A 21,388-nucleotide genomic window follows, 5' to 3' on the forward strand; every position below is an offset into this window, starting at 1 on the left:
TCTTTTTATTATTTTTCTTTAAAATAATAAAAAATTGAAACGAATAGCTGGAAAATGCTCCTTATTATTTGTTATATTTGAGTTAACAAAGATAAATTATTTCTTATGAAGTCCATAAATCCAGATGATTTTAAAGTGGTTGGCAAAATTGATTTGTCCAGCATTCCGACTAACCTATTTAATGGGAACAGTGATGATGAAAAGGAAGATAAATTAGATAAAGTTCAAGTGAAATTGAGTGAAATACAAGATGTGATGTATGCTCACAATCGGTATGGCGTTTTGATTTGTCTTCAAGGCATGGATACATCAGGAAAGGATAGTTTGATTCGGGAAGTTTTTAAGGAATTTAATTCGCGCGGTGTCGTGGTACATAGTTTTAAAACGCCTAACCCAAGTGAATTAGAACATGATTATTTATGGAGGCATTATTTGGTTTTGCCTGAAAAAGGAAAATTTACGGTTTTTAACAGATCGCATTATGAAAATGTTTTGGTAACACGTGTACATCCAGAATATATACTGAATGAAAATTTGCCGGGAATTGAAAATGTTTCCGCTATTACGCCACAGTTTTGGGAAAATAGAATGGAACAAATCAATAATTTCGAAAAGCACATTACTCAAAATGGAATTATCATGCTGAAATTCTTTTTACACATGAGTAAAGAAGAACAAAGACAACGCTTGTTACGTCGATTAGAAGAACAAAAGCACAACTGGAAATTCTCTACTGGTGATTTGAAAGAGAGAGAACGTTGGGGTGATTATATGCATTGTTACGAAGAAGCAATTAATAAAACATCTACTGAATATGCGCCTTGGTATATTATTCCTGCTGACGATAAGGAAATGGCTCGTTATATTGTAGCCGAAATTATTTTGGAAGAAATGCAAAAACACACTGATATTCAGGAACCTGAAATGGATGAAAAAATCAGGGGAAATATTGAAATATATAAAGAAATGTTGAAGAAAGAAAAGTAAAATGTTTTTTTGTATAAAGTTAATTCAAGTTCATGATTGCATTACTATAAAGTTAGCAAGTAAATTAATTATTTTTTTGAATAGAAAAACAATCGAATTCTTAGTTTTTTCTTAATATTCTATTCATTTAAAGTTAAAATTCAGCGCATTTCTTTGCATTGAATTTAAAACTATTTACCAAAATGAAAAGAATTATTTTACCAATGTTATTTTTAGCTTCATTAATCTCTTGTGAAAATGATGCTAAATCTTCGATTGAAACTACAAGTGTGGTTTTAGCCAACCAATCTGGAACTCCGGTATTATTAAAAAAGCAAGCTGGTTTTGAAAGCTTGGAACTTTTTTCACTTATTACTTCGGATGATGTTTTGGCTGGAAGTCCAAATTTTGTTTTTGGAGGATCTGCTGATGGATCAGGATTATTAAAAAATGCTGATGGAACTTTTACTTTTTTGGTGAACCATGAAGACAATTTTGCCGTATCAAGAGTCACATTTGACAAAACATTCAAACCTACAAAAGGGGAGTATTTATTGAATTCAAATGGAGGAACTTGGAGATTATGTGGCGCATCAATGGCAACGGTTGCTGAGAATGGTTTTGGGCCATTGTATTTAACTTGTGGAGAGTCAGGGGAAGAATCCCGCACACATGCTGTAAATCCTTTTGGTGATGTAGGTTCGGCATCAGTTTCTAAAGAATTACCGGGTTTAGGACGATTAAGTGCTGAAAATGCTTTGCCATTGAAAGCGACTGCTTTTGCTGAAAAAACAGTGGTTGTTATTGGGGATGATGATTCTGGGACAAATGGAGGTCAAGTATTTATGTATGTATCAAACACTATTGGGGATTTAGCGGATGGTTCTTTGTATATGATGAAAAGAACGGATAACAACCAGAGAGAAAAAGATATGGTTGCTAATCAAACCTACAGCGTATCTTTTGTGAAAATTGATAATCATACTACTATGACTGGAGCTGCCATAAATGCATCAGTAAATACATTGAAAGGAATCAAATTTGGTAGAGTAGAGGATTTGGATTATAAGAAAGGTACCGATGCCGGAGCGAGAGAAATTTATTTTAACGTTACAGGTCAGAATACTACCGGATCAAATGCTGATGCTTCAAGAACGAAATATGGTAGAGTTTACAAATTGAACTTGGATGCAAATAATCCTTTAGCAGGGACTCTTGAAGTAATTCTTGATGGTGATGACCGTACTGGAATTGCAGGGAAATTTCAAAATCCAGATAATATTTGTGTGACAAAAAACTACGTCTATGTTCAGGAAGATGCTAATGGATATGGCGATGAAACTCACGATGCTTATATCTATCAATACAATATGGCTACAAAACAATTGAAAGTGGTTGTGGAATTAGACCACCGTCGTACTGCTACTGATGCTGCTAAGTATAATGTAGGTGGAACTTCAGAATTTGGTGATTGGGAATATGGTGCAATGATCGATGTTTCCGAACAATTAGGAATTGATGATACTTTTTTATTAAGTGTTCAGCCTCATACTTGGAGAGGAACAAAATACAAAGGAGTTGATGGAGGAACCAATCGTCCAAATGAAGATCAGGCAAGTCAAATCGTTTTAATCAAAGGATTAGCGAGATAATAAACCCAATCAAATAGTTACAAATATCCACGGTTTCTTATTGGGAATCGTGGTTTTTGTTTTTACAATTTTTTAAAGTTATTAGAATTTATCATGAAAAACAGTTGCATTTTATTGATTCTAATTTTATTGGTCTCTTGCCAGAATACTATCCCTAAGCATGAAGCAGTAAATAATTTATTCAAATCAGATATTCTAAAAGTTATAGATGAAGTTTCTAAGCTGGAGCATTTAATTGAATTGAATTCCTCAACATCTCAACTTCAAAAACAATTTCTGAAAGCTCATACTAGTTACAAACAAGTGGAAATGATCAGTGAATATTATTTTCCAGTTGTTTCTAAAGCTATAAATGGTCCAGCTTTGGCAGAATTTGAAGAGAACGACGGGAAGACTTTGCCTCCAGAAGGATTTCAAGTGATTGAAGAATTTATTTTCCCAACTTATAATTCCCAGACAAAAGCTGAATTATTGAAGGAAATGGGTATTCTTTCTGCCAATTTAAAGCGATTGGACAAAGTGTCACAAACGAACGAATTAACTGATTCCCATGTTTTTGATGCGATGCGTTTGGAAGTTTTTAGAATTATAACCTTGGGAATAACTGGGTTTGATTCTCCAATTGCACAGAATTCTATTCCTGAAGCATTGTCAGCATTAGAAAATATAGAAAAGTACAATCAAATTTATACTGAAAATTCAGAAGATGTATCTTTTCAAGGTGTTTTAAAAACTATTGAACAAGCTAAAGAGTATTTAAAAAAGAATACCAAGTTTAATGAATTTGACCGAGCAGTTTTTATTCGGGAAATGGCGAATCCGTTAGGTAAGGGCCTATATAAAAGCCAAGTGAGCTTGAAAATTCCTTTTATCAAAGAAACGAGAGGATTAAAGACAACTGCCCAAACACTTTTTGACAAAAACGTTTTTGACGTTGAGGCATTTTCAGCATTTCCAGATTATGAAACGACCCCAGAAAAAATCGAGTTAGGGAAATTATTGTTCAACGATCCTATTTTGTCCGGAAATAATTCTCGTTCCTGTGCTTTCTGTCATCATGCTGACAAAGCTTTTACCGACGGATTAGAAAAAGCAGTTTCATTAGATGGACAATCGTTGGTTAAAAGGAATACGCCAACGCTGTCTAATATCGCTTTTCAACGTGTTTTCTTTTCCGATTCCAGAGTCAATTATCTGGAAGACCAAGCAGTAGCTGTAATTACAAATGAAAATGAAATGCACGGTTCTTTGAAAAAGTCAGTTTTGGCTTTAAAAAAGAATGCGAATTATTGTATCAAATTTAAAAAAGCATTTCCAAAAACCGCAATAGATGAATTTGCAATTAAAAATGCATTAGCTTCTTATATCAGGTCTTTGAGTGATTACGATTCAAAATTTGATGAATACATGCGGGGAGATAAAACGTTTAATTTGGATGAAATCGCTGGATTTAATCTTTTTGCCGGAAAAGCAAAATGTGCGACCTGTCATTTTATTCCATTAACAAACGGAACGGTGCCGCCAAGTTTTATGAAATCAGAAAGCGAGGTATTGGGCGTTCCTGATAAGCATAAAAAATTAGATCCTGATTTAGGAAAATTCGAGTTGACGAAAGCCGAAATTCATAGAAATTCTTTTAAAACACCGACTATTAGAAATATTGAATTGACAGCACCTTACATGCACAATGGTGTTTTTAAAACGCTGGAAGAGGTCATTGATTTTTATAATGATGGCGGTGGGAATGGTTTGGGGTTCAAATTAGAGAACCAAACTCTGCCTGAAGATAAACTAAACCTGACAGTCTTAGAAAAAAAGCAACTTATTGCCTTTATGAAAACGTTAGCTGATACAAAGTATTCACAATATTAAACAAAAAATGCGCTGAATTTCAGCGCATTTTTTTAAGAATTATGTGTTTTTATAGTTTGAAACCATAAGCTACACGAAGTGCAATTTGATCTGTGTCGTATTCTGTATAAGCTTCATAACGTAAACTTATGTCGATATCTTTACCTGCATATCCAATTCCGGGAGCCCATAAGTAAGTGTCTTGTTTGTAACCATTAGTTACTGCAATACCACCACCAATTTCACCTAAAACATAGAATTGATCTTCCCAAACGAAAGCTTTGAAACCAGCTTTTACTGGAATAAAACCTAAATCTTTTACATCATTATCAATAAATAAATTTGTAAAACCTGTAGTTAAAGTTAAAGAAGTTCTCTTTGTTAAATCATATTGAAGTCTAACATCTCCACCTAATGACCAGTTGTATAGGTCATTGTCAGTAGGTAGGCCACCATTTATACCAATTCCTAAACGGAATCCTTGATCGTAATTTTCAACTTCTGTTGTTTCTTGTGCTTCTACGTTGCTAGCAAACATCATTGAGATTGCTAATACAAATACTGTTTTAATTTTTCCTGCGATTTCCATAATTGTTTTTTTTAAATAATTTTTGTCGTCATTCTGATTTTTTAATTGGCACAAAACAACGTTACAAATGTATAGCCCGCAATTGCTCGAAATGTTACAGAATTATTTGGTTTTGTTATAGAATTCCTTGTTTTGTTCAAAAAACCAATAAAAAAGGGGTGTTATATATGCAATAGTATCGATAGAATTGAAAGCTTCTAATTATCTTTGCCTACAAAAAAACAAAAGTGAATTTATCTCAATATACCAAAGAGTTTTCTTATAATATTAAATTAGCATATCCTGTTATTTTAGGAATGCTCGGTCATACTTTGATAGGAATAGTCGATAATTTTATGGTTGGGAAATTGGGTTCTACGGAGTTGGCGGCCGTTTCTCTGGGTAACAGCTTTATATTCATAGCTTTATCTTTAGGAATAGGATTTTCTACTGCAATCACTCCGTTGACTGCTGAGGCTGATGCCGAAAACGATGATAAAAAAATTCGTTCTACTTTTCATCATGGATTGCTTTTGTGTACGGTTCTAGGAGTTGCACTATTCATTTTGACAGTGTTATCCAAACAAATCATGTACTTAATGCACCAACCCAAAGCAGTGGCTGATCTCGCTGCTCCTTATATTGATTGGGTTGCGTTTTCTTTAATTCCAGTGATTATGTATCAGGGGTACAAACAATTTGCTGATGGCTTAGCCAAAACAAAATATTCGATGTACGCTATTTTTATGGCAAATGTGGTGCACGTATTTTTTAATTATGTACTGATTTACGGAATTTGGATTTTCCCCAAATTAGGGATTCTAGGTGCAGCATTAGGAACAGTACTGTCAAGGATAATGATGGTAGTTTTTATGCATTATCTTATGAAAAGAAATGCAGTGTTGGAAAAATATTTTAAGAATTTTAGTTTTAAAGAAATACGAAAATCAGTTTTAAAAAAAATCATCAATCTTGGTTTGCCTTCGGCGATGCAAATGTTGTTTGAAGTAACCTTGTTTACAGCTGCGATTTGGCTTTCAGGTTCTTTAGGAAAAAACAGTCAGGCAGCCAATCAAATTGCACTTATTCTGGCATCATCTACCTTTATGGTAGCTATGGGTTTGAGCGTTACGGCAATGATCAGAGTAAGTCATACCAAAGGAATGTATGATTATAAAAATTTGATTATAGTAGCGAGATCTATTTTTCTATTAGCCATTATTCTGGAAACCTTTTTTGCAATAATTTTTGTGGTATTCCATAATTTTTTACCGCATTTGTTCCTAAATATGTCCGATTCAGCTCAAATGGTAGACAACAAAGAAATTATCATCATAACTTCAAAATTACTTTTGATAGCAGCTATTTTCCAAATTTCCGATGGTATCCAAGTCGTTGTTCTGGGTGCATTACGTGGTTTGCAAGATGTGAAAATACCAATGTATATAACGTTTGTGGCGTATTGGATTATAGGTTTTCCAATTTCGTATTATTTAGGAAAATACACGGAACTGAAAGCGGTGGGGATTTGGATAGGACTTTTAGCAGGATTAACAGCAGCCGCTTTATTTTTGTATATTCGCTTTGCGGGATTAACAAGAAAATTGGTTTTAAAGAATCATAAAAACTAATATTGTTCTTATGTAATTTCTAATTTCTTTACTCGTATAATAAGCGTACAAACCAATCAAACAAAAAAATGATACTATTTATTATTCTTGGAATAATTTTATTAATTTTAAGTTTTACATTAAAAAGCAATGTAAATCCGTTTTCTAAATTTGCGAATACTCTTAAAATTATTGGAGTTTTACTAATCGCTTTGGGACTTTTTTCTTCAATGTTTAAACAAATTGATGCTGGTAAAGTGGGAGTTAAATCGCTGTACGGAAGTGTACAGCCCGATGTTCTGGAAAGTGGTTTACATTTAATAAATCCATTATTGGATGTTACTGAATTTGATATTCAAACCCAAAACTACACCATGTCAGCAGTCCACGGAGAAGGTGTTCAAGAAGGTGATGATGCGATTCGTGTTTTGTCAAATGACGGTCTGGAAGTGGTGATTGATTTGACAGTTTTGTTCCGTGTTTCACCAGAATCAGCGCCGAAAATTTTCAAACAAATTGGAGTAAATTATTCGGATAAAATTGTTCGTCCCGTAACAAGAACCCGTATTCGTGATAACGCGGTTTATTATGATGCAGTAGCCTTATATTCTACCAAAAGGAATGAATTTCAACAACGAATTTTCAAAACTATTGAGGCCGATTTTAAAACTAGAGGATTAGTTTTAGAGCAATTATTAATTAGAAATATCAATCTTCCTACTTCTGTAAAAACAACTATTGAAAGTAAAATAAATGCCGAACAAGATGCACAAAAAATGACTTTCGTACTTCAAAAAGAAAAGCAGGAAGCAGAACGAAAAAGAGTGGAAGCTCAAGGTATTGCGGATTACCAAAGAATTATTTCGACAGGTTTGTCAGATAAACAATTGCAATATGAACAAATAAAAGCACAAAAAGAACTAGCAGCTTCTCCTAATACTAAAATCATTTTTATGAATGGTAGAGGAAATGCTCCAGTTATTCTTTCTGATAAATAAATTTTTAAAAAGTTTATCCGGTTAATCGTCAATTCGTATAACCGATTAAACAAATAACCAAATTAACGATTAAACAACACTATGGAATTACCAAAATTTTTACTAGGCGACAATACTGATTTTCCCGAAGATATTTTCATCATACACCTTGATTATCCTCGATTTATAATCAATCTGAAAGATGACGAAGTTGAGTTCATGGAAGAAGCGGAAGATCTTGATGAAGGGGAATTGAATGCAGAAATGGAAGGATTAATAGTTCTTGCCAATGAGTTTTACGACAGGGAAATGGAACGTTACGAAAAAGAGTAAGTTTATTTTTAAATATGTTTTCAATAATAGTGGGGGCGGTTGCAAAGGATGAAATTTCATCATTTGCACCGTTTTTTTATTTTCGTTTAATTTTGTTTTTGATGATTCTAGTTATAAATAATATTAACCTGAATTCGATTATTATTTTACTACTAATAAATTGTATATCATTAATTTGCGGTTAACTGGTTTTCCTGCAAGGTCTTTTTTTGACCTTGGAGGTATGTAAATCTAAAAAATGATACCTACAAGGTTTTGGAAACCTTGCAGGATTATAAACGGTAATAAAAATCAATACTTTAATAATCAAACTCAGGTTATTAGTTTAACTTTAATGTTTTAATTTTGAGATAGTTTCGTTTTGTTTTTTTTGGATAAAAAAATAAAACTTTGGGTAACAAAAACTAACCTTTATTGATATAGTACTATAAACCATTAAATTTAAACTGTGATGAAAAATACAAAAACAATTTCAAAAGTTCTTATCGTTCTGCTTTTGTTGACGCAAAATAGTTTTGCTCAGGTAAAAGGAGGAACGATAGTAAATGCAAAAAGCAATATAAACAACATAAATGGGGGGATGCCAAACAGGATTTCGATGAATGTTACCGTCCCAAAACAAACACAAGGCGCAACATTTGGCGAAAAAGTAAATGCTGGTAAAATAAATGTAGCATTAATTGAAGGTGGTTGTGTTGTTTTATTTCCTTCTGCTACAGGATACAAAATTAATACAGCTAATAGTAGCATTGTTGAATTGTCGAGAAATGAGAGTCTCGCTTTTGGTGAAAAAGTAAATCAAGGGCTACATGCTGCTGGTAGTGCGCTATCACAAGGTGCTTCGTTATTGGGTGGGGCTTTGCCCGGTGGTGCTATTATTTCGGCTGCAGTTTCGAGTGTGGGTAATTTAGCAGGAGGGGCCGGGGGTGGTGCAGCTGCAGCCTCCTATGCAAGAACCGGAAAACTGGTCTGGAAAATGGAAGATAAGGATAGTAGTGATTCGATGTTGGAATTGCAAGATGGTGAATTTGAATTATCATTTGTTATAGTTGAAAAAGCGACTTCTGGATTAAAAGACACCTTAAAAACTCAGGTTCGCGTTGGTTTTACTATAGAAAATGGGGTTTTAAAAACGAAACATGATACGGCTAAAAATTCCGTGGGTAACATTCGTTAAAAAATAATATTTCTAAAATTTGAGCTATTCGTGACTAAAATTTAAAATACTTTTCCAATAATAATTTAGCGGCTGCAAAGGGTGAAGTTTCATCATTTTGCACCGCTTTTTTAGTTGAATCCAATAATTGCTGAATTTCAGGATGATTGTAAAAATTCAATTTCAACTGTTCGTTGATAGTTTCCAGCATCCAATATTGGTTTTGCTCTTTTCGCTTTTCAAAGAAATAATTATTGTCTTTTGTCAGCTCCAGAAATTGCTCAATAGTTTTCCAAACATCACTTATTCCTTCATGAGTAATCGCACTGCAAGTGGCAGTTGAGGGAATCCAACCTGATTTTTTTGCGGGAAAAAGATGCAGTGCTCTGTTGAATTCTAGTTTTGCTAAATTGGCTTTTCTAATATTGTCACCATCTGCTTTATTGATGACAATGGCGTCGGCCATTTCCATAATGCCGCGTTTAATGCCTTGTAATTCATCACCAGCACCAGAGATTTTTAATAATAAAAAAAAGTCAACCATGCTGTGAACCGCAGTTTCGCTTTGTCCAACACCAACGGTTTCTATAATAATCGTGTCAAAACCTGCTGCTTCACAAAGGGTAATCGTTTCTCTGGTTTTTCGTGCAACGCCACCCAATGTTTCCCCCGATGCTGAAGGACGAATAAAAGCATTTTCATCTTTAACTAATTCTTCCATTCGGGTTTTGTCACCCAAAATACTTCCATGCGATATGGTGCTGCTGGGATCAACAGCCAAAACAGCCACTTTCTTGCCTAAACTGGTCAAATATTTTCCAAAAGCTTCAATAAAAGTACTTTTTCCAACACCTGGAACTCCTGTAACTCCTATTCTTACGGATTTATTAGCGTGAGGTAAACAAGCATTTATTACTTCATTGGCTTTCGCCAAATGATTGCTATTTGTGCTTTCAACCAGTGTAATCGCTCGACTCAACGCTGTTATGTTTCCTGCTAAAATTCCACCGACCAATTCTTGAGAAGAAGGCTGAACTTTTCTAATTTTTTTGATGTTCTCAACAGCAATTGGACTGATAATTTCAGGGGGAGAAATTCCAGGTTTTTCGTGTAAGGCGCTAGGGTGATTTTTTTTATTCGACAAAACTATTTTTTTGAAAAGTAAAAGTAGTGAAAACAAAAACAGTTTCAAAAAGCGATTGCCTTATGAAACTGTTTTATTTAAAAATGATAATCCAAATTAGTAAGCAGCTGTAAAGCGAACCTGATGATGTTTTGGATTTTCAACTTCATCAGCAATAACAACTGCTAAATCTTCTACAGATAAAATACTTCTTTGATTTTCATCAAAAACAGGATTGTCTAATCCCAAACGATATTTCCCGGTTCTTCCTGTAGTAATTCCTTGGTGCATTTCAAAAGCCGGACTAAAAAATGCCCAGTCTAAATCTTTTTCTTCTTTAATGATGTTTAAATAATCCCTTGCTGCTGTTGCTCCTGCATAATATTCTTTTGGAAAATCGGGTGTGTCTACTGCTTGTAGATTTGGAGCAACAAACAAACTTCCTCCACCGCCAATGGTAATAAATCGTTTGACTCCTGATTTTTTAACCGCTTCTTGAATCGCTTTTGAACCTTCAAGAAAATCAGTGTATAAATTTGGATTGGTCCATCCAGCATTGAAAGCACTTATTACCACATCATTTCCTGCAATAATTTTAGATAGTTTTTCAACGTTATTTATGTCTGCTTTCTCCCATTTGACAGTTGCGTTTTCATCATTTTTAGGATTTCTTGCTATGGCAGTAACCTCGTGATTGCGACTTGCTAATTCATTTAAAATGGTTGAACCTACAAATCCTGTGGCTCCGATAATTGCGATTTTCATAATTGTATGTATTTAAAAGTAATAAAAAATGTTACAGTTTAATTCAAAAAAATAGTTTTAAAATTTATTAGAAAAATCTTCCAAGGAAATACCACTTAATTGCAAACTGATTTTTTCGTTGATGTTTTCATATAAGTTTTCTAAGTTTTTATTGATTTGTTTTCCAACAGGGCAATCTGGATTGGGTTCGTTTTTAGAAAAACCTAAAGTAACCGTGTCAAAAGTCATTTTAAAAATGGCATCCAATGAAATATTTGAGGCGGATTTCAACAATCTTGTTCCGCCATTTTTGCCTTCTTTACTTTCTACAATATTGTTTTTCTTCAAGTTTGCTATTTCCTTTCTTACCAAAACAGGATGTAAATTCATGCTTCCCGCTATAAATTCAGAAGATAAATATTCGTCTGGAAATTTAGAGAGTAAAGTAAGAATATGTATGGTTATTGCAAATTTACCTGAAATCATACTGTAATAAAATATATTACAAATTTACAATTAAAAATGGAATTACCAAGTTTTTTATTTTTTTAACATAATGGAAAAATCAAAATGATGATTTCACTCTTTTCTAAATAAATTTAAGTGGTATTTTTGCATTCAATTCTACACTATGAATAACATTATTTTAATCTTCGTTTGTTTATTTCTTGGAATCGTATTGCAAAAGGTGAAACGTTTTCCGTCCAATACTTACAAGGTGTTAAATAATGTGGTTATTTATTTTTGTCTTCCCGCCTTAGCCTTATATTATATTCCAAAAATTGAATGGAATAATAAGCTGTTGTATCCAATCGGCGTAACATGGATTGGTTTTATAGTTTCGTATTTGTTTTTTAGCTTTTTAGGAAATAAATTGGGTTGGTCAAAAAAACTTACGGGTTGTTTAATTATAACTGCCGGTTTAGGCAATACTTCATTTTTAGGGTTTCCAATTATCCAAGCTTTATATGGCGAAGAAGGTTTAAAGACCGCAATTCTGGTAGATCAGCCGGGTACTTTTGTAGTGCTTTCAACCTTAGGAATTCTTGTGGCAACTTTGTATTCTTCTGGAAGTCCAAGTGGATTTCATATTGCAAAAAAAATAGTGTTCTTCCCTCCATTTATTACTTTTCTGTTGGCTTGTTTAATGAATGTCTTCAATTTTGATTTCCACGAATATATTCAGTTTGTTTTACAAAAAACTGGAAGTTTAATGACTCCCTTGGCAATGCTTTCCGTTGGATTGCAATTACGATTTGATAGGAAAAGCCAACATTGGAAATTTTTAGGATTGGGACTTTTGTATAAATTAATGTTGACTCCGGCTCTAATATATTTATTGTATGTTGTAATTTTAGACCAAAATTCAAAAACGATTCAAGTATCCATAATGGAAGCTGCTATGGCTCCAATGATTACAGCAAGTATTCTAGCCACTTCTCATGGTTTAAAACCCAGATTGAGTAGCATGATGATTGGTTTTGGCATACCATTATCTTTCGTAACATTGGTGTTTTGGTATTTCGTGGCACAGTTTATTTAATTTTCAGCACCTTTTATTATTAGAATATGAATATTTCCTCAGCAACAGTATCACAAACCATCAACGCTCCAATTGTTCAAAAAACAGTTTATTCTGTCTTATTTTCAATAGCTTTTGCACATTTGTTAAATGATTTAATGCAGTCGGTTATCCCTTCGACCTATCCAATATTAAAAGAAAATTTTAATCTTAGTTTCACTCAAATTGGATTGATAACATTCGTTTTTCAACTTACAGCTTCTATTTTACAACCTTTTATAGGTTTTTATACGGATAAATATCCAAAACCGTATTCTTTAGTAATTGCGATGTTATTTACTATTACTGGATTGGGATTTTTATCGATTTCAACTTCTTTTTGGATGTTGTTGGTGTCAGTTGCATTTGTAGGAATTGGTTCTTCCATATTTCATCCGGAAGCGTCTCGTGTTGCTTATTTAGGATCAGGAGGAAAGCGAGGTTTGGCACAATCTATTTTTCAATTGGGTGGGAATTCAGGAAGTGCAATTGGTCCTTTATTAGTCGCTTTAATTGTTGCTCCTTTTGGACAATCGAATATAATATGGTTTGTAATAGTGGGTATTTTAGGAATCATTATTTTGTCCCAAATTGCGCTGTGGTATCAAAATCATTTGAATCTTCGAGCTGCAAAAAAAATAGTTGCTGAAGATGTTGCTGTCCCCTTATCCAAAAGAAAAATTAATATAGCATTAGCAGTTTTATTGTTGTTGATATTTTCCAAGTTTTTCTATATGGCGAGTATGTCAAGTTATTTTACTTTTTATCTCATGCATAAATTTGGGCTTACGATACAAGAATCGCAGTTTCATTTGTTTCTGTTTTTAGCTTCGGTAGCTGCAGGAACATTGATTGGTGGGCCTTTGGGAGATCGTTTTGGTAGAAAGTATATCATTTGGATTTCGATACTTGGAGCAGCGCCATTCACTTTATTATTGCCTTATGCTGATTTATTTTGGACAGGAGTATTATCGGTTATCATTGGAATCGTTATCGCTTCAGCGTTTTCAGCAATTTTAGTTTTTGCACAAGAATTAATGCCAGGAAAAGTTGGAATGATTTCCGGACTTTTTTTCGGTTTTGCCTTTGGAATGGGAGGTTTAGGTTCTGCAATTCTTGGTTATGTTGCAGATCAAACCAGTATTGAATACGTTTATAAATTAAGTTCTTTTCTACCGCTGATTGGCGTTTTTACTTATTTCTTGCCCAATATGAAAAAGAAAGCTGCTTAAGTTAATTTATACTTTATTTATAATTTTCATTGTAGGTGCTATTGTTTTTTTATTTAATTTTAAAAGATAAAAACAAAAACTCATGGCAACATTACGATTAGGAGATATAGCTCCAGATTTTGAGGCAGAAACTACTCAAGGAAAAATAAAATTTCATGAATGGCTAGGTAATTCTTGGGGCGTGTTATTTTCGCACCCTGCTGATTTTACACCTGTTTGTACCACTGAATTAGGGACTGTGGCTAATTATTATCCTGAATTTGAAAAGAGAAATGTAAAAGTGATCGCGTTGAGCGTTGACGGATTAGATTCTCATATGGAATGGATTAAAGACATAAACGAAACTCAAAACACCACAGTTAACTTTCCAATTATTGCCGATGAAGATAAGCATGTAGCAAAATTGTATGATATGATTCATCCCAATGCCAATGAGAACTTTACGGTTCGTTCCGTTTTTATAATTGGACCTGACAAAAAAATAAAATTAACGCTCACTTATCCTGCATCAACCGGAAGAAATTTTGATGAATTACTTCGTGTAATTGATAGTTTACAGCTGACAGCACATTATAGCGTTGCGACCCCTGCAAACTGGAAAGATGGAGAAAAAGTGGTTATTTCAACAGCTGTTAAAGATGAAGATATTGCCGAAAAATTCCCAAAAGGATATGAAAGAGTAAAACCGTATTTAAGAATGACTCCGCAGCCTAATAGGTAATTATTTTTCTGGAATACTAATTTGAGCATAAAAAAAGTGCAATGAGAATATTTTCATTGCACTTTTTTTATTTCTATTGAGCCATGAAACAGTTACTTCCGATTGGTTATCAATAAACCGCTAATAATGATTCCCATGCTTATAATCTGCGTTATTACAATAGCCTGGCCCAGAAAAAAATAAGCTAAAATTCCACTGAATACAGGAATTAAATAATAAATCAATGCTGTTTTCGAGGTCCCTATCAACCGAATCGCTTCATTCCATAAATAGAAAGAAACTAGGGAAGCAAAGATGCCAACATACGTGGTAATCAGTACTGTTTTAGAATCAAAAATCACCTTTTTATAGAGAATATGTTCCCAAATATAAAAAGGAAACAGCATAATAGTACCGATTACAAAAACACTAAATAAAAATACTTTTGGGGTTAACCCATCTGGTTTTTGTCGGACTAATATGGTGTAACAGGCAAAAAAGAAACAAGACACGAGCATCAATACATCTCCAATTGTAAAGTTAATATGCAGCAATGCTTGTAGGGAACCTTTGGTAATAAGAACCAAAACTCCTGTAATTATGGTTACAATTCCAATTATTTTTATAGTGGACACTTTTTCTTTAAAAGCAATTCTGGAGAGGACGACAATAAATAGCGGAATCGAAATGGCTATTAAAGATAAATTGACGGCACTTGTTGTTTTTCCTGCAAAATAGATTAACGTGTTAAAAATAGTGATGCCTAATACCGCCGTAAGCATAAGATAACGAATGTGTTTCTTTATAATGGTAAAACTTTCAATAGTACTTTTAATTGCTAATGGAGCCAAAACGATACAAGCAATTGTCCAGCGCCAAAAAGCCAATCCAATTGGAGGAATGTGCCCTTTAATACCGCTGGCAATTACCATATTTACTGACCAAAGTAAAGTGGCTAATAAGGCAAAAAATACCCCTTTAGTTTGATTGTTCATCGTTAATTAAACGAGATTTTTTATTTTGGCGTACTGTAACAACATAATGGTCTTGGCATCTTTTATTTCCCCAGATTCAATCATTGCGTAGGCTTCGTCATAGGACATTTCGATGACATCTATATTTTCCTCTTCGTGTTCGACTCCACCACCGTCACTGACTTTCATGGATTCGTCATATTCTCCAACAAACAGGTATAGGATTTCGGTTACTGCTCCGGGAGACATATACGTTTCCATTACTTTATCAACTTTAGTAATGCGGTATCCTGTTTCTTCTTCGGTTTCTCGAATGATGCATTGTTCGGGATGGTCTTCGTCTAAAAGTCCTGCACAAACTTCAATCATCATTCCAGTTTCATTTCCGTTAAGGTAAGTTGGCAAGCGAAACTGACGCGTTAGAATAACTGTTTTTTGTTGTGCGTTGTAAAGTAAAATGGCAGCACCATTTCCTCGATCATAAACTTCCCTTTTTTGGGTAATCCAGGAATCGTCTTTTTTTTGATAATCAAAAGTTACTTTGTTTAAGATGTACCAATTGTCAGAAAGTAATTCGGTTTTTTGTATTTTAATAGCTGGGTTTTTCATTCGTTGGGATTGGTTTATGAACTAAAAAAAACGCTCTGAATTTTCAGAGCGTTTAGTAATCTTATTTTAGAATAGTTTGCTTTCTGTCTGGTCCTACAGAAACTATTTTGATAGGAACTTCCACTTCTTTTTCTATGAATTCAATGTATTCTTTCAATTCGCTTGGTAATTCATCATAAGTAGTCATACCGGTTAAATCTTGATGCCATCCTTTGAAATCCTGATACACTGGAGTTACATTTTCCGGTTCGATGTTATAAGGGAAGTGAGAGATGTTTTTTCCTTTATAGTTGTATTCTGTACACACTTTTAAAGTTTCAAATCCTGAAAGGACATCGCCTTTCATCATCATTAATTGTGTTACACCATTTACTTGAACAGCATATTTAAGTGCTACTAAGTCTAACCAGCCACAACGTCTTTGTCTTCCTGTAACAGATCCAAATTCATTTCCTACACGAGCCATAGTTGCACCATCTTGGTCAAAAAGTTCAGTTGGGAATGGACCACTTCCTACGCGAGTTACGTAAGCTTTGAAAATTCCGTACACTTCTTTTATTTTATTTGGAGCAATTCCTAAACCAGTACAAGCACCAGCGGCAGTTGTATTGGACGAAGTTACAAATGGATACGTTCCAAAATCAACATCCAATAATGAACCTTGAGCTCCTTCACATAATATTGATTTTCCAGCTTTTTGTGCTTGGTGTAAATATTCTTCACTATCAATAAAATCTAATTTTTTTAATTCTTCGATAGCTTCAAAAAATTCTTTTTCTAATTCTTCTAAGTTATATTGGATAGCAACATCGTAGAATTTAATCATGGCTTCGTGCTTGTCAGCCAAAGCTCTGTAACGATCTGCAAAATCTTCCAATTCGATATCACCCACACGAAGACCATTTCTTCCTGTTTTGTCCATATAAGTTGGACCAATACCTTTTAATGTAGAGCCTATTTTTGCTTTACCTTTAGATGCCTCAGAAGCTGCGTCTAATAAACGGTGCGTAGGTAAAATTAAATGCGCTTTTCTTGAAATGATTAATTTGCTTTTGATGTCTAAATTAAATTTTTCAAGACCTTCGATTTCTTTTTGAAAAACAACAGGATCGATTACTACTCCGTTTCCAATGATATTTACGGCAGTTTTATGAAAAATACCTGAAGGAATAGTTCTAAGAACATGTTTTATTCCATCAAATTCCAAAGTATGTCCTGCATTTGGACCTCCTTGAAAACGAGCAATAATATCATAATTTGAAGTAAGAACATCAACAATTTTTCCTTTTCCTTCATCTCCCCATTGTAATCCTAGTAATAAATCTACGGTCATTCTATCTGTTATTTGTAGTTAGTTATATTATTCAAAGGACAACTAATAAGCTGTCCGTATTATTTTTGCTTTTTTATTCCATATAGATATAAGGAATGGTTTGTGATTTCTATATCGAATATTTCTTCGATTGTTTTTTTGATACTTTGAATTCTAGGATCACAAAACTCGATTACTTCGCCAGTATCGGTCATGATAATATGATCGTGCTGTTTGTCAAAGTATGATTTTTCGTAATGTGCCTGATTTTGTCCAAATTGGTGTTTACGGACTAAAGCGCAGTCCAATAGCAATTCAATAGTATTGTAAAGCGTTGCTCTACTGACACGATAGTTTTTATTTTTCATTTTGATATAAAGATTTTCTACATCAAAATGTTCTTCACTATCGTATATTTCCTGAAGGATAGCATAACGCTCAGGAGTTTTGCGATGTCCTTTTTTTTCAAGATACATTGTAAATACATTTTTTACAATTTCTTGGTTTTTGGTGTTATCTGTGGAAATGAGTGTCATATGCTGGCAAAGATAAATTTTTTAGTTTAAAGTTTAAAGTTTCAGGTTTGTTTAGTTTTAAGTTTTTTTAGTCTCAAGCGAGTAATCTGAAGCCTGAAACAAAAAAACTCGAAACTTTTCTAAGTTTTATAAACTCTTGTGACCTTATCGATTCCGTCAATTTTTTTAATATTATTGATCATTTTTTTCAAAATTGTATTATTTTGAACAATTACCGTCACTTGACCATGAAATATTCCTGCATCTGTATTCAACGAAATGCTCTGAATATTAACATGCATATTGTTTGAAATCACTTTTGTTAACTGGTTCGTAAGCCCTAAAACATCCATTCCAGTTATGTTTATTATGGCTTTGAATTCTTCTTGTGAAGAGTCAATCCATTTGGCAGTCATTATTCTGTAAGCATAGTTGGATTGCATTCCAATGGCATTTGGACAATCTTTTTTATGCACTTTTATCCCTTCGTTGATGGTTACAAATCCAAATACATCATCTCCAGGAATCGGATTACAGCAAGGGGATAATTTGTAATCCAGTTTGTCATGTTCCTTTCCAAAAACAAGTAAATCATAGTTACTGCTTATTATTGGTTTATGAATATCTTCATCGGCTGTACTACTTGCGGAACGTTTTATTTTATTTTTGAAAAAATTAATAAAAGTGTTACTTTTTTGAGCAGCATAATCTTTGAGTTGCTGATTTTCTATGGCGCCAATTCCCACTCTGTAAAATAAATCTAAACTCGTTTTTAATTTGAAAAAGTTAACCAATTCATTAACAACGGATTCGTTTAAAGTTATTTTTAAATGTTTTAACTTTCGGGTAAGTATTTCTTTTCCTTCTTCGCCAATTTTCTTGGTGTTTTCGTTTAAAACGTTTTTAATTTTCGTTTTTGCTCTCGAAGTCGTTACATAATCGAGCCAGTTAGAAGTCGGTTTTTGATGTTGTGAGGTGATAACTTCAATTTGATCCCCGCTTTTTAATTCGAAGTTCAAAGGAACTAATTTGCCATTGACACGCGTTCCTCTGGTGCGAATTCCTATTTCGGAGTGAATGCTGAAAGCAAAATCTAGTGAAGTTGCTCCTTTAGGCAATGATTTTATTTCCCCTTTTGGAGTAAAGACAAAGATTTCTTTTGAATATAAATTCATTTTGAAATCTTCCACAAAATCTACCGCGTTGGTTTCTGAACTTTCTAAGGCTTCTTTTAGTAAATTCAGCCACACATCCAGTTCACTTTCCTCAGTAGCTCCATTTTTATATTTGTAATGTGCAGCGTATCCTTTTTCTGCAATTTCATCCATACGTTCGCTTCGTACCTGAACTTCTACCCAGCGGCCTTTTGGTCCCATAACGGTAATGTGCAGGGCTTCATAACCAGTAGATTTAGGCGAAGAAATCCAATCCCGTAAACGACTGGGACTCGGTCTGTAATAATCAGTTACTATGGAATAGATTTTCCAAGCAAGGAATTTTTCTTCGTGCGGAGTTGATTTATATACGATGCGAAGTGCAAACTTATCATAAACTTCATCGAAGCTTACGTTTTGCGCTTTCATTTTTCTGCGAATGGAGTAAATGGATTTTGGACGACCTTTTATGACATAATCGATTCCTTCAGCATCCAATGCTGTTTTTAACACATCTGAAATATCTTTTATATAGGCATCCTGTTCTTCTTTGGTCTCTTTTATTTTACTTACAATTTCATTGTAAATGGCAGGTTCCGTATATTTTAATCCTAAATCTTCGAGTTTTGTTTTAATGTTGTATAGACCCAATCGGTGTGCTAATGGGGCATATATGTATAAAGTTTCAGATGCAATTTTGGTTTGTTTGTCTTCTTGCATCGAATCCATCGTTTGCATATTGTGCAAACGATCGGCTAATTTTATAAGAATTACACGTACATCATCATTGAGGGTTAATATCATTTTACGGAAGTTTTCCGCTTGTATTGAGGCATTTAAATCCTTTTGCACCATTGAAATTTTTGTCAATCCATCAACAAGTTGTGCTACTTTAGGATTGAATAAGCGTTCAATGTCTTGCACTGTCATGAGCGTATCTTCGACTACGTCGTGCAATAATGCAGCAGCAATAGACGTGGCTCCCAAACCTATTTCTGAAGCGACAATTTTTGCCACAGCAATAGGATGAAAAATGTAGGCTTCGCCTGATTTTCTTCGTTGTTCTTTATGGGCATCAACTGCAACATCAAAAGCTTTACGGATGAGTTTTTTATCTTCATCAGTCAGGGTTTGATAACTTATGCGGAGTAGCTCTTTGTATTCTTGAGCAATTGCTTTGTTTTCTTTTTCTATATCTATTTCAATCATAACGGCATGGTTCAATTCCTAAAAATAGAAATTAGTTAGGAGATATGCAAGTAAAAAAGGTTTCTGAGGCTAAAACCCGAAATAAAATCATTAAGATTTGTATTGGACTCTTTTGAAATCCAAATCCTGAAAATCATAACTAAAATCGGTTGATTCAGGTATTGGACTCATTTTTAGGTTAATTTATTTTTTTATTTTCTGCAATTTAAAATCTTAAATCTAAAACCCTCTCTGTCTTTTGGCTTCAAAAATCAAAATCGCTGCGGCAACCGAAACATTCATAGAATCGATTTCGCCTTGCATTGGAATAATAATATTTTGGGTTGCTTCTTTTCTCCATTCTTCAGTCAATCCAGTGGCTTCAGTTCCCACGACCAGCGCCGTTGGCGTCGTGTAATCCTGTGTATGATAAGAGGTCGAATTTTGCAAAGTAGCACAATAAAAATTGATTTTTCTTTCTTTCAAAAAAGCAATAATTTCCGATGTGGTTCCGGTAGCAATTTGGTTGGTAAATAAACAACCCACGCTGGAACGCACAATATTTGGATTGTATAAATCGCTTTTTGGATTGGCAATAATTACGGCGTCCAGATTAGCAGCATCGGCAGTTCGTAATAAAGCCCCAATATTGCCTGGTTTTTCGGGCGCTTCGGCAACAAGAATCAATGGGTTTTCAGATAATTTTAAATCGGATAATTGCAACGATTTGGTTTTGGCTACAGCCAAAACACCTTCAGTAGTATCCCGATACGCCAGTTTTTGATACACTTCCTTGTTGATTTCTATCAGTTCAGCATTTTTAGATAATTGTCTGGCTTCGGCTTCGGAACAAATTTCAGGTAAAAATAATAGCGTTTCCATTTCATAACCGCCTTTAATGGCAATTGAAATTTCACGTTTTCCCTCAATTAAAAATGTTCCGGATTGTTTCCGTGCTTTTGCTTTTTCCTGCAATAACACTAAAGATTTTATAAATGGATTTTGTATCGAAGTGATTTGTTTCAAGACTTTCAACTATTTAATTAATAGCTACAAAGATACATAGAGAAAATTCAGTTTTTCTTATTCGATTCGAATATTTATTTGTCGGGAATACGTCGATTAATTATAGGTGTTTCAGGTCGGTTTCACGAGTATTTTCT

Annotated in this window: 20 protein-coding genes; 10 read left to right on the forward strand and 10 right to left on the reverse strand. The window is 33.9% G+C overall.

Annotated features, from left to right (window positions below; all coding sequences use genetic code 11):
* The first annotated feature begins 105 nt into the window (after positions 1–105).
* The 3 genes from FNW38_RS06525 (at position 106) to FNW38_RS06535 (ending at position 4,490) form a co-directional block, all read left to right on the forward strand.
* Positions 106–987 carry a PPK2 family polyphosphate kinase gene (locus tag FNW38_RS06525; protein WP_143388467.1) on the forward strand — a complete coding sequence of 294 codons (882 nt, stop codon included), beginning with the start codon at positions 106–108 and terminating at the stop codon, positions 985–987.
* Between the two features lie 182 nt (positions 988–1,169).
* Entirely contained in the window at positions 1,170–2,618 is a 1,449-nt protein-coding gene (locus FNW38_RS06530) for a PhoX family protein (RefSeq protein WP_143388468.1), read from the forward strand.
* Positions 2,619–2,711: 93 nt separating this feature from the next.
* Entirely contained in the window at positions 2,712–4,490 is a 1,779-nt protein-coding gene (locus FNW38_RS06535; protein WP_143388469.1) for a cytochrome-c peroxidase, read from the forward strand.
* Between the two features lie 49 nt (positions 4,491–4,539).
* On the opposite strand, the gene FNW38_RS06540 is transcribed toward FNW38_RS06535, so the two are convergent.
* Positions 4,540–5,010, reverse strand: a complete 471-nt coding sequence (locus FNW38_RS06540; RefSeq protein WP_235890161.1) for a hypothetical protein — start codon at positions 5,008–5,010, stop codon at positions 4,540–4,542.
* Between the two features lie 275 nt (positions 5,011–5,285).
* Between FNW38_RS06540 and FNW38_RS06545 the strand changes: the two genes are divergently transcribed.
* The 4 genes from FNW38_RS06545 (at position 5,286) to FNW38_RS06560 (ending at position 9,134) form a co-directional block, all read left to right on the forward strand.
* Complete coding sequence (locus tag FNW38_RS06545; protein ID WP_143388471.1) at positions 5,286–6,668, forward strand: MATE family efflux transporter; 1,383 nt, start codon at positions 5,286–5,288, stop codon at positions 6,666–6,668.
* A gap of 68 nt (positions 6,669–6,736) precedes the next feature.
* Positions 6,737–7,645: a prohibitin family protein gene (locus FNW38_RS06550; protein WP_143387714.1), complete on the forward strand. Its 909-nt coding sequence runs from the start codon at positions 6,737–6,739 to the stop codon at positions 7,643–7,645.
* An 81-nt stretch (positions 7,646–7,726) separates the two neighbouring features.
* Positions 7,727–7,957 carry a hypothetical protein gene (locus FNW38_RS06555; RefSeq protein ID WP_039110009.1) on the forward strand — a complete coding sequence of 77 codons (231 nt, stop codon included), beginning with the start codon at positions 7,727–7,729 and terminating at the stop codon, positions 7,955–7,957.
* 451 nt (positions 7,958–8,408) lie between these two features.
* On the forward strand, positions 8,409–9,134 hold the full coding sequence (locus FNW38_RS06560) for a hypothetical protein (RefSeq protein ID WP_143387716.1): 726 nt from the start codon (positions 8,409–8,411) through the stop codon (positions 9,132–9,134).
* Between the two features lie 34 nt (positions 9,135–9,168).
* Here the strand turns inward: FNW38_RS06560 and meaB are convergent, their stop codons facing one another.
* The 3 genes from meaB to FNW38_RS06575 form a co-directional block, all read right to left on the reverse strand.
* Positions 9,169–10,257, reverse strand: coding sequence for a methylmalonyl Co-A mutase-associated GTPase MeaB (meaB, locus tag FNW38_RS06565; RefSeq protein WP_185963101.1), 1,089 nt, complete (start codon positions 10,255–10,257; stop codon positions 9,169–9,171).
* A 96-nt stretch (positions 10,258–10,353) separates the two neighbouring features.
* Positions 10,354–11,001, reverse strand: coding sequence for an NAD(P)-dependent oxidoreductase (locus FNW38_RS06570; RefSeq protein ID WP_143387718.1), 648 nt, complete (start codon positions 10,999–11,001; stop codon positions 10,354–10,356).
* A 57-nt stretch (positions 11,002–11,058) separates the two neighbouring features.
* Entirely contained in the window at positions 11,059–11,466 is a 408-nt protein-coding gene (locus tag FNW38_RS06575; protein ID WP_144064741.1) for an RrF2 family transcriptional regulator, read from the reverse strand.
* Positions 11,467–11,611: 145 nt separating this feature from the next.
* Between FNW38_RS06575 and FNW38_RS06580 the strand changes: the two genes are divergently transcribed.
* The 3 genes from FNW38_RS06580 to FNW38_RS06590 all read left to right on the forward strand — a co-directional run bounded on the left by FNW38_RS06580 (position 11,612) and on the right by FNW38_RS06590 (position 14,494).
* Complete coding sequence (locus FNW38_RS06580; RefSeq protein WP_143387721.1) at positions 11,612–12,523, forward strand: AEC family transporter; 912 nt, start codon at positions 11,612–11,614, stop codon at positions 12,521–12,523.
* A 26-nt stretch (positions 12,524–12,549) separates the two neighbouring features.
* The gene (locus FNW38_RS06585; protein WP_144064742.1) at positions 12,550–13,773 is read left to right on the forward strand and encodes an MFS transporter; all 1,224 of its coding nucleotides are present in this window, start codon (positions 12,550–12,552) and stop codon (positions 13,771–13,773) included.
* A gap of 82 nt (positions 13,774–13,855) precedes the next feature.
* A complete protein-coding gene (locus FNW38_RS06590; protein ID WP_143387724.1) occupies positions 13,856–14,494 on the forward strand; it encodes a peroxiredoxin in 639 nt (212 codons plus the stop codon).
* A 92-nt stretch (positions 14,495–14,586) separates the two neighbouring features.
* On the opposite strand, the gene FNW38_RS06595 is transcribed toward FNW38_RS06590, so the two are convergent.
* The 6 genes from FNW38_RS06595 to FNW38_RS06620 all read right to left on the reverse strand — a co-directional run bounded on the left by FNW38_RS06595 (position 14,587) and on the right by FNW38_RS06620 (position 21,251).
* Positions 14,587–15,468: a DMT family transporter gene (locus FNW38_RS06595; protein WP_143387726.1), complete on the reverse strand. Its 882-nt coding sequence runs from the start codon at positions 15,466–15,468 to the stop codon at positions 14,587–14,589.
* Between the two features lie 6 nt (positions 15,469–15,474).
* Positions 15,475–16,056, reverse strand: a complete 582-nt coding sequence (nudK, locus tag FNW38_RS06600; RefSeq protein ID WP_143387728.1) for a GDP-mannose pyrophosphatase NudK — start codon at positions 16,054–16,056, stop codon at positions 15,475–15,477.
* Positions 16,057–16,117: 61 nt separating this feature from the next.
* On the reverse strand, positions 16,118–17,389 hold the full coding sequence (locus FNW38_RS06605; RefSeq protein ID WP_144064743.1) for an adenylosuccinate synthase: 1,272 nt from the start codon (positions 17,387–17,389) through the stop codon (positions 16,118–16,120).
* A 59-nt stretch (positions 17,390–17,448) separates the two neighbouring features.
* Entirely contained in the window at positions 17,449–17,904 is a 456-nt protein-coding gene (locus FNW38_RS06610) for a Fur family transcriptional regulator (RefSeq protein WP_035670620.1), read from the reverse strand.
* Between the two features lie 119 nt (positions 17,905–18,023).
* Positions 18,024–20,246, reverse strand: coding sequence for a RelA/SpoT family protein (locus FNW38_RS06615; protein ID WP_143387731.1), 2,223 nt, complete (start codon positions 20,244–20,246; stop codon positions 18,024–18,026).
* A 219-nt stretch (positions 20,247–20,465) separates the two neighbouring features.
* Entirely contained in the window at positions 20,466–21,251 is a 786-nt protein-coding gene (locus tag FNW38_RS06620) for a TrmH family RNA methyltransferase (protein ID WP_143387733.1), read from the reverse strand.
* Positions 21,252–21,388: the final 137 nt, after the last annotated feature.

This window comes from Flavobacterium gawalongense (assembly GCF_007097265.1).
Classification (GTDB): Bacteria; Bacteroidota; Bacteroidia; order Flavobacteriales; family Flavobacteriaceae; genus Flavobacterium; species Flavobacterium gawalongense.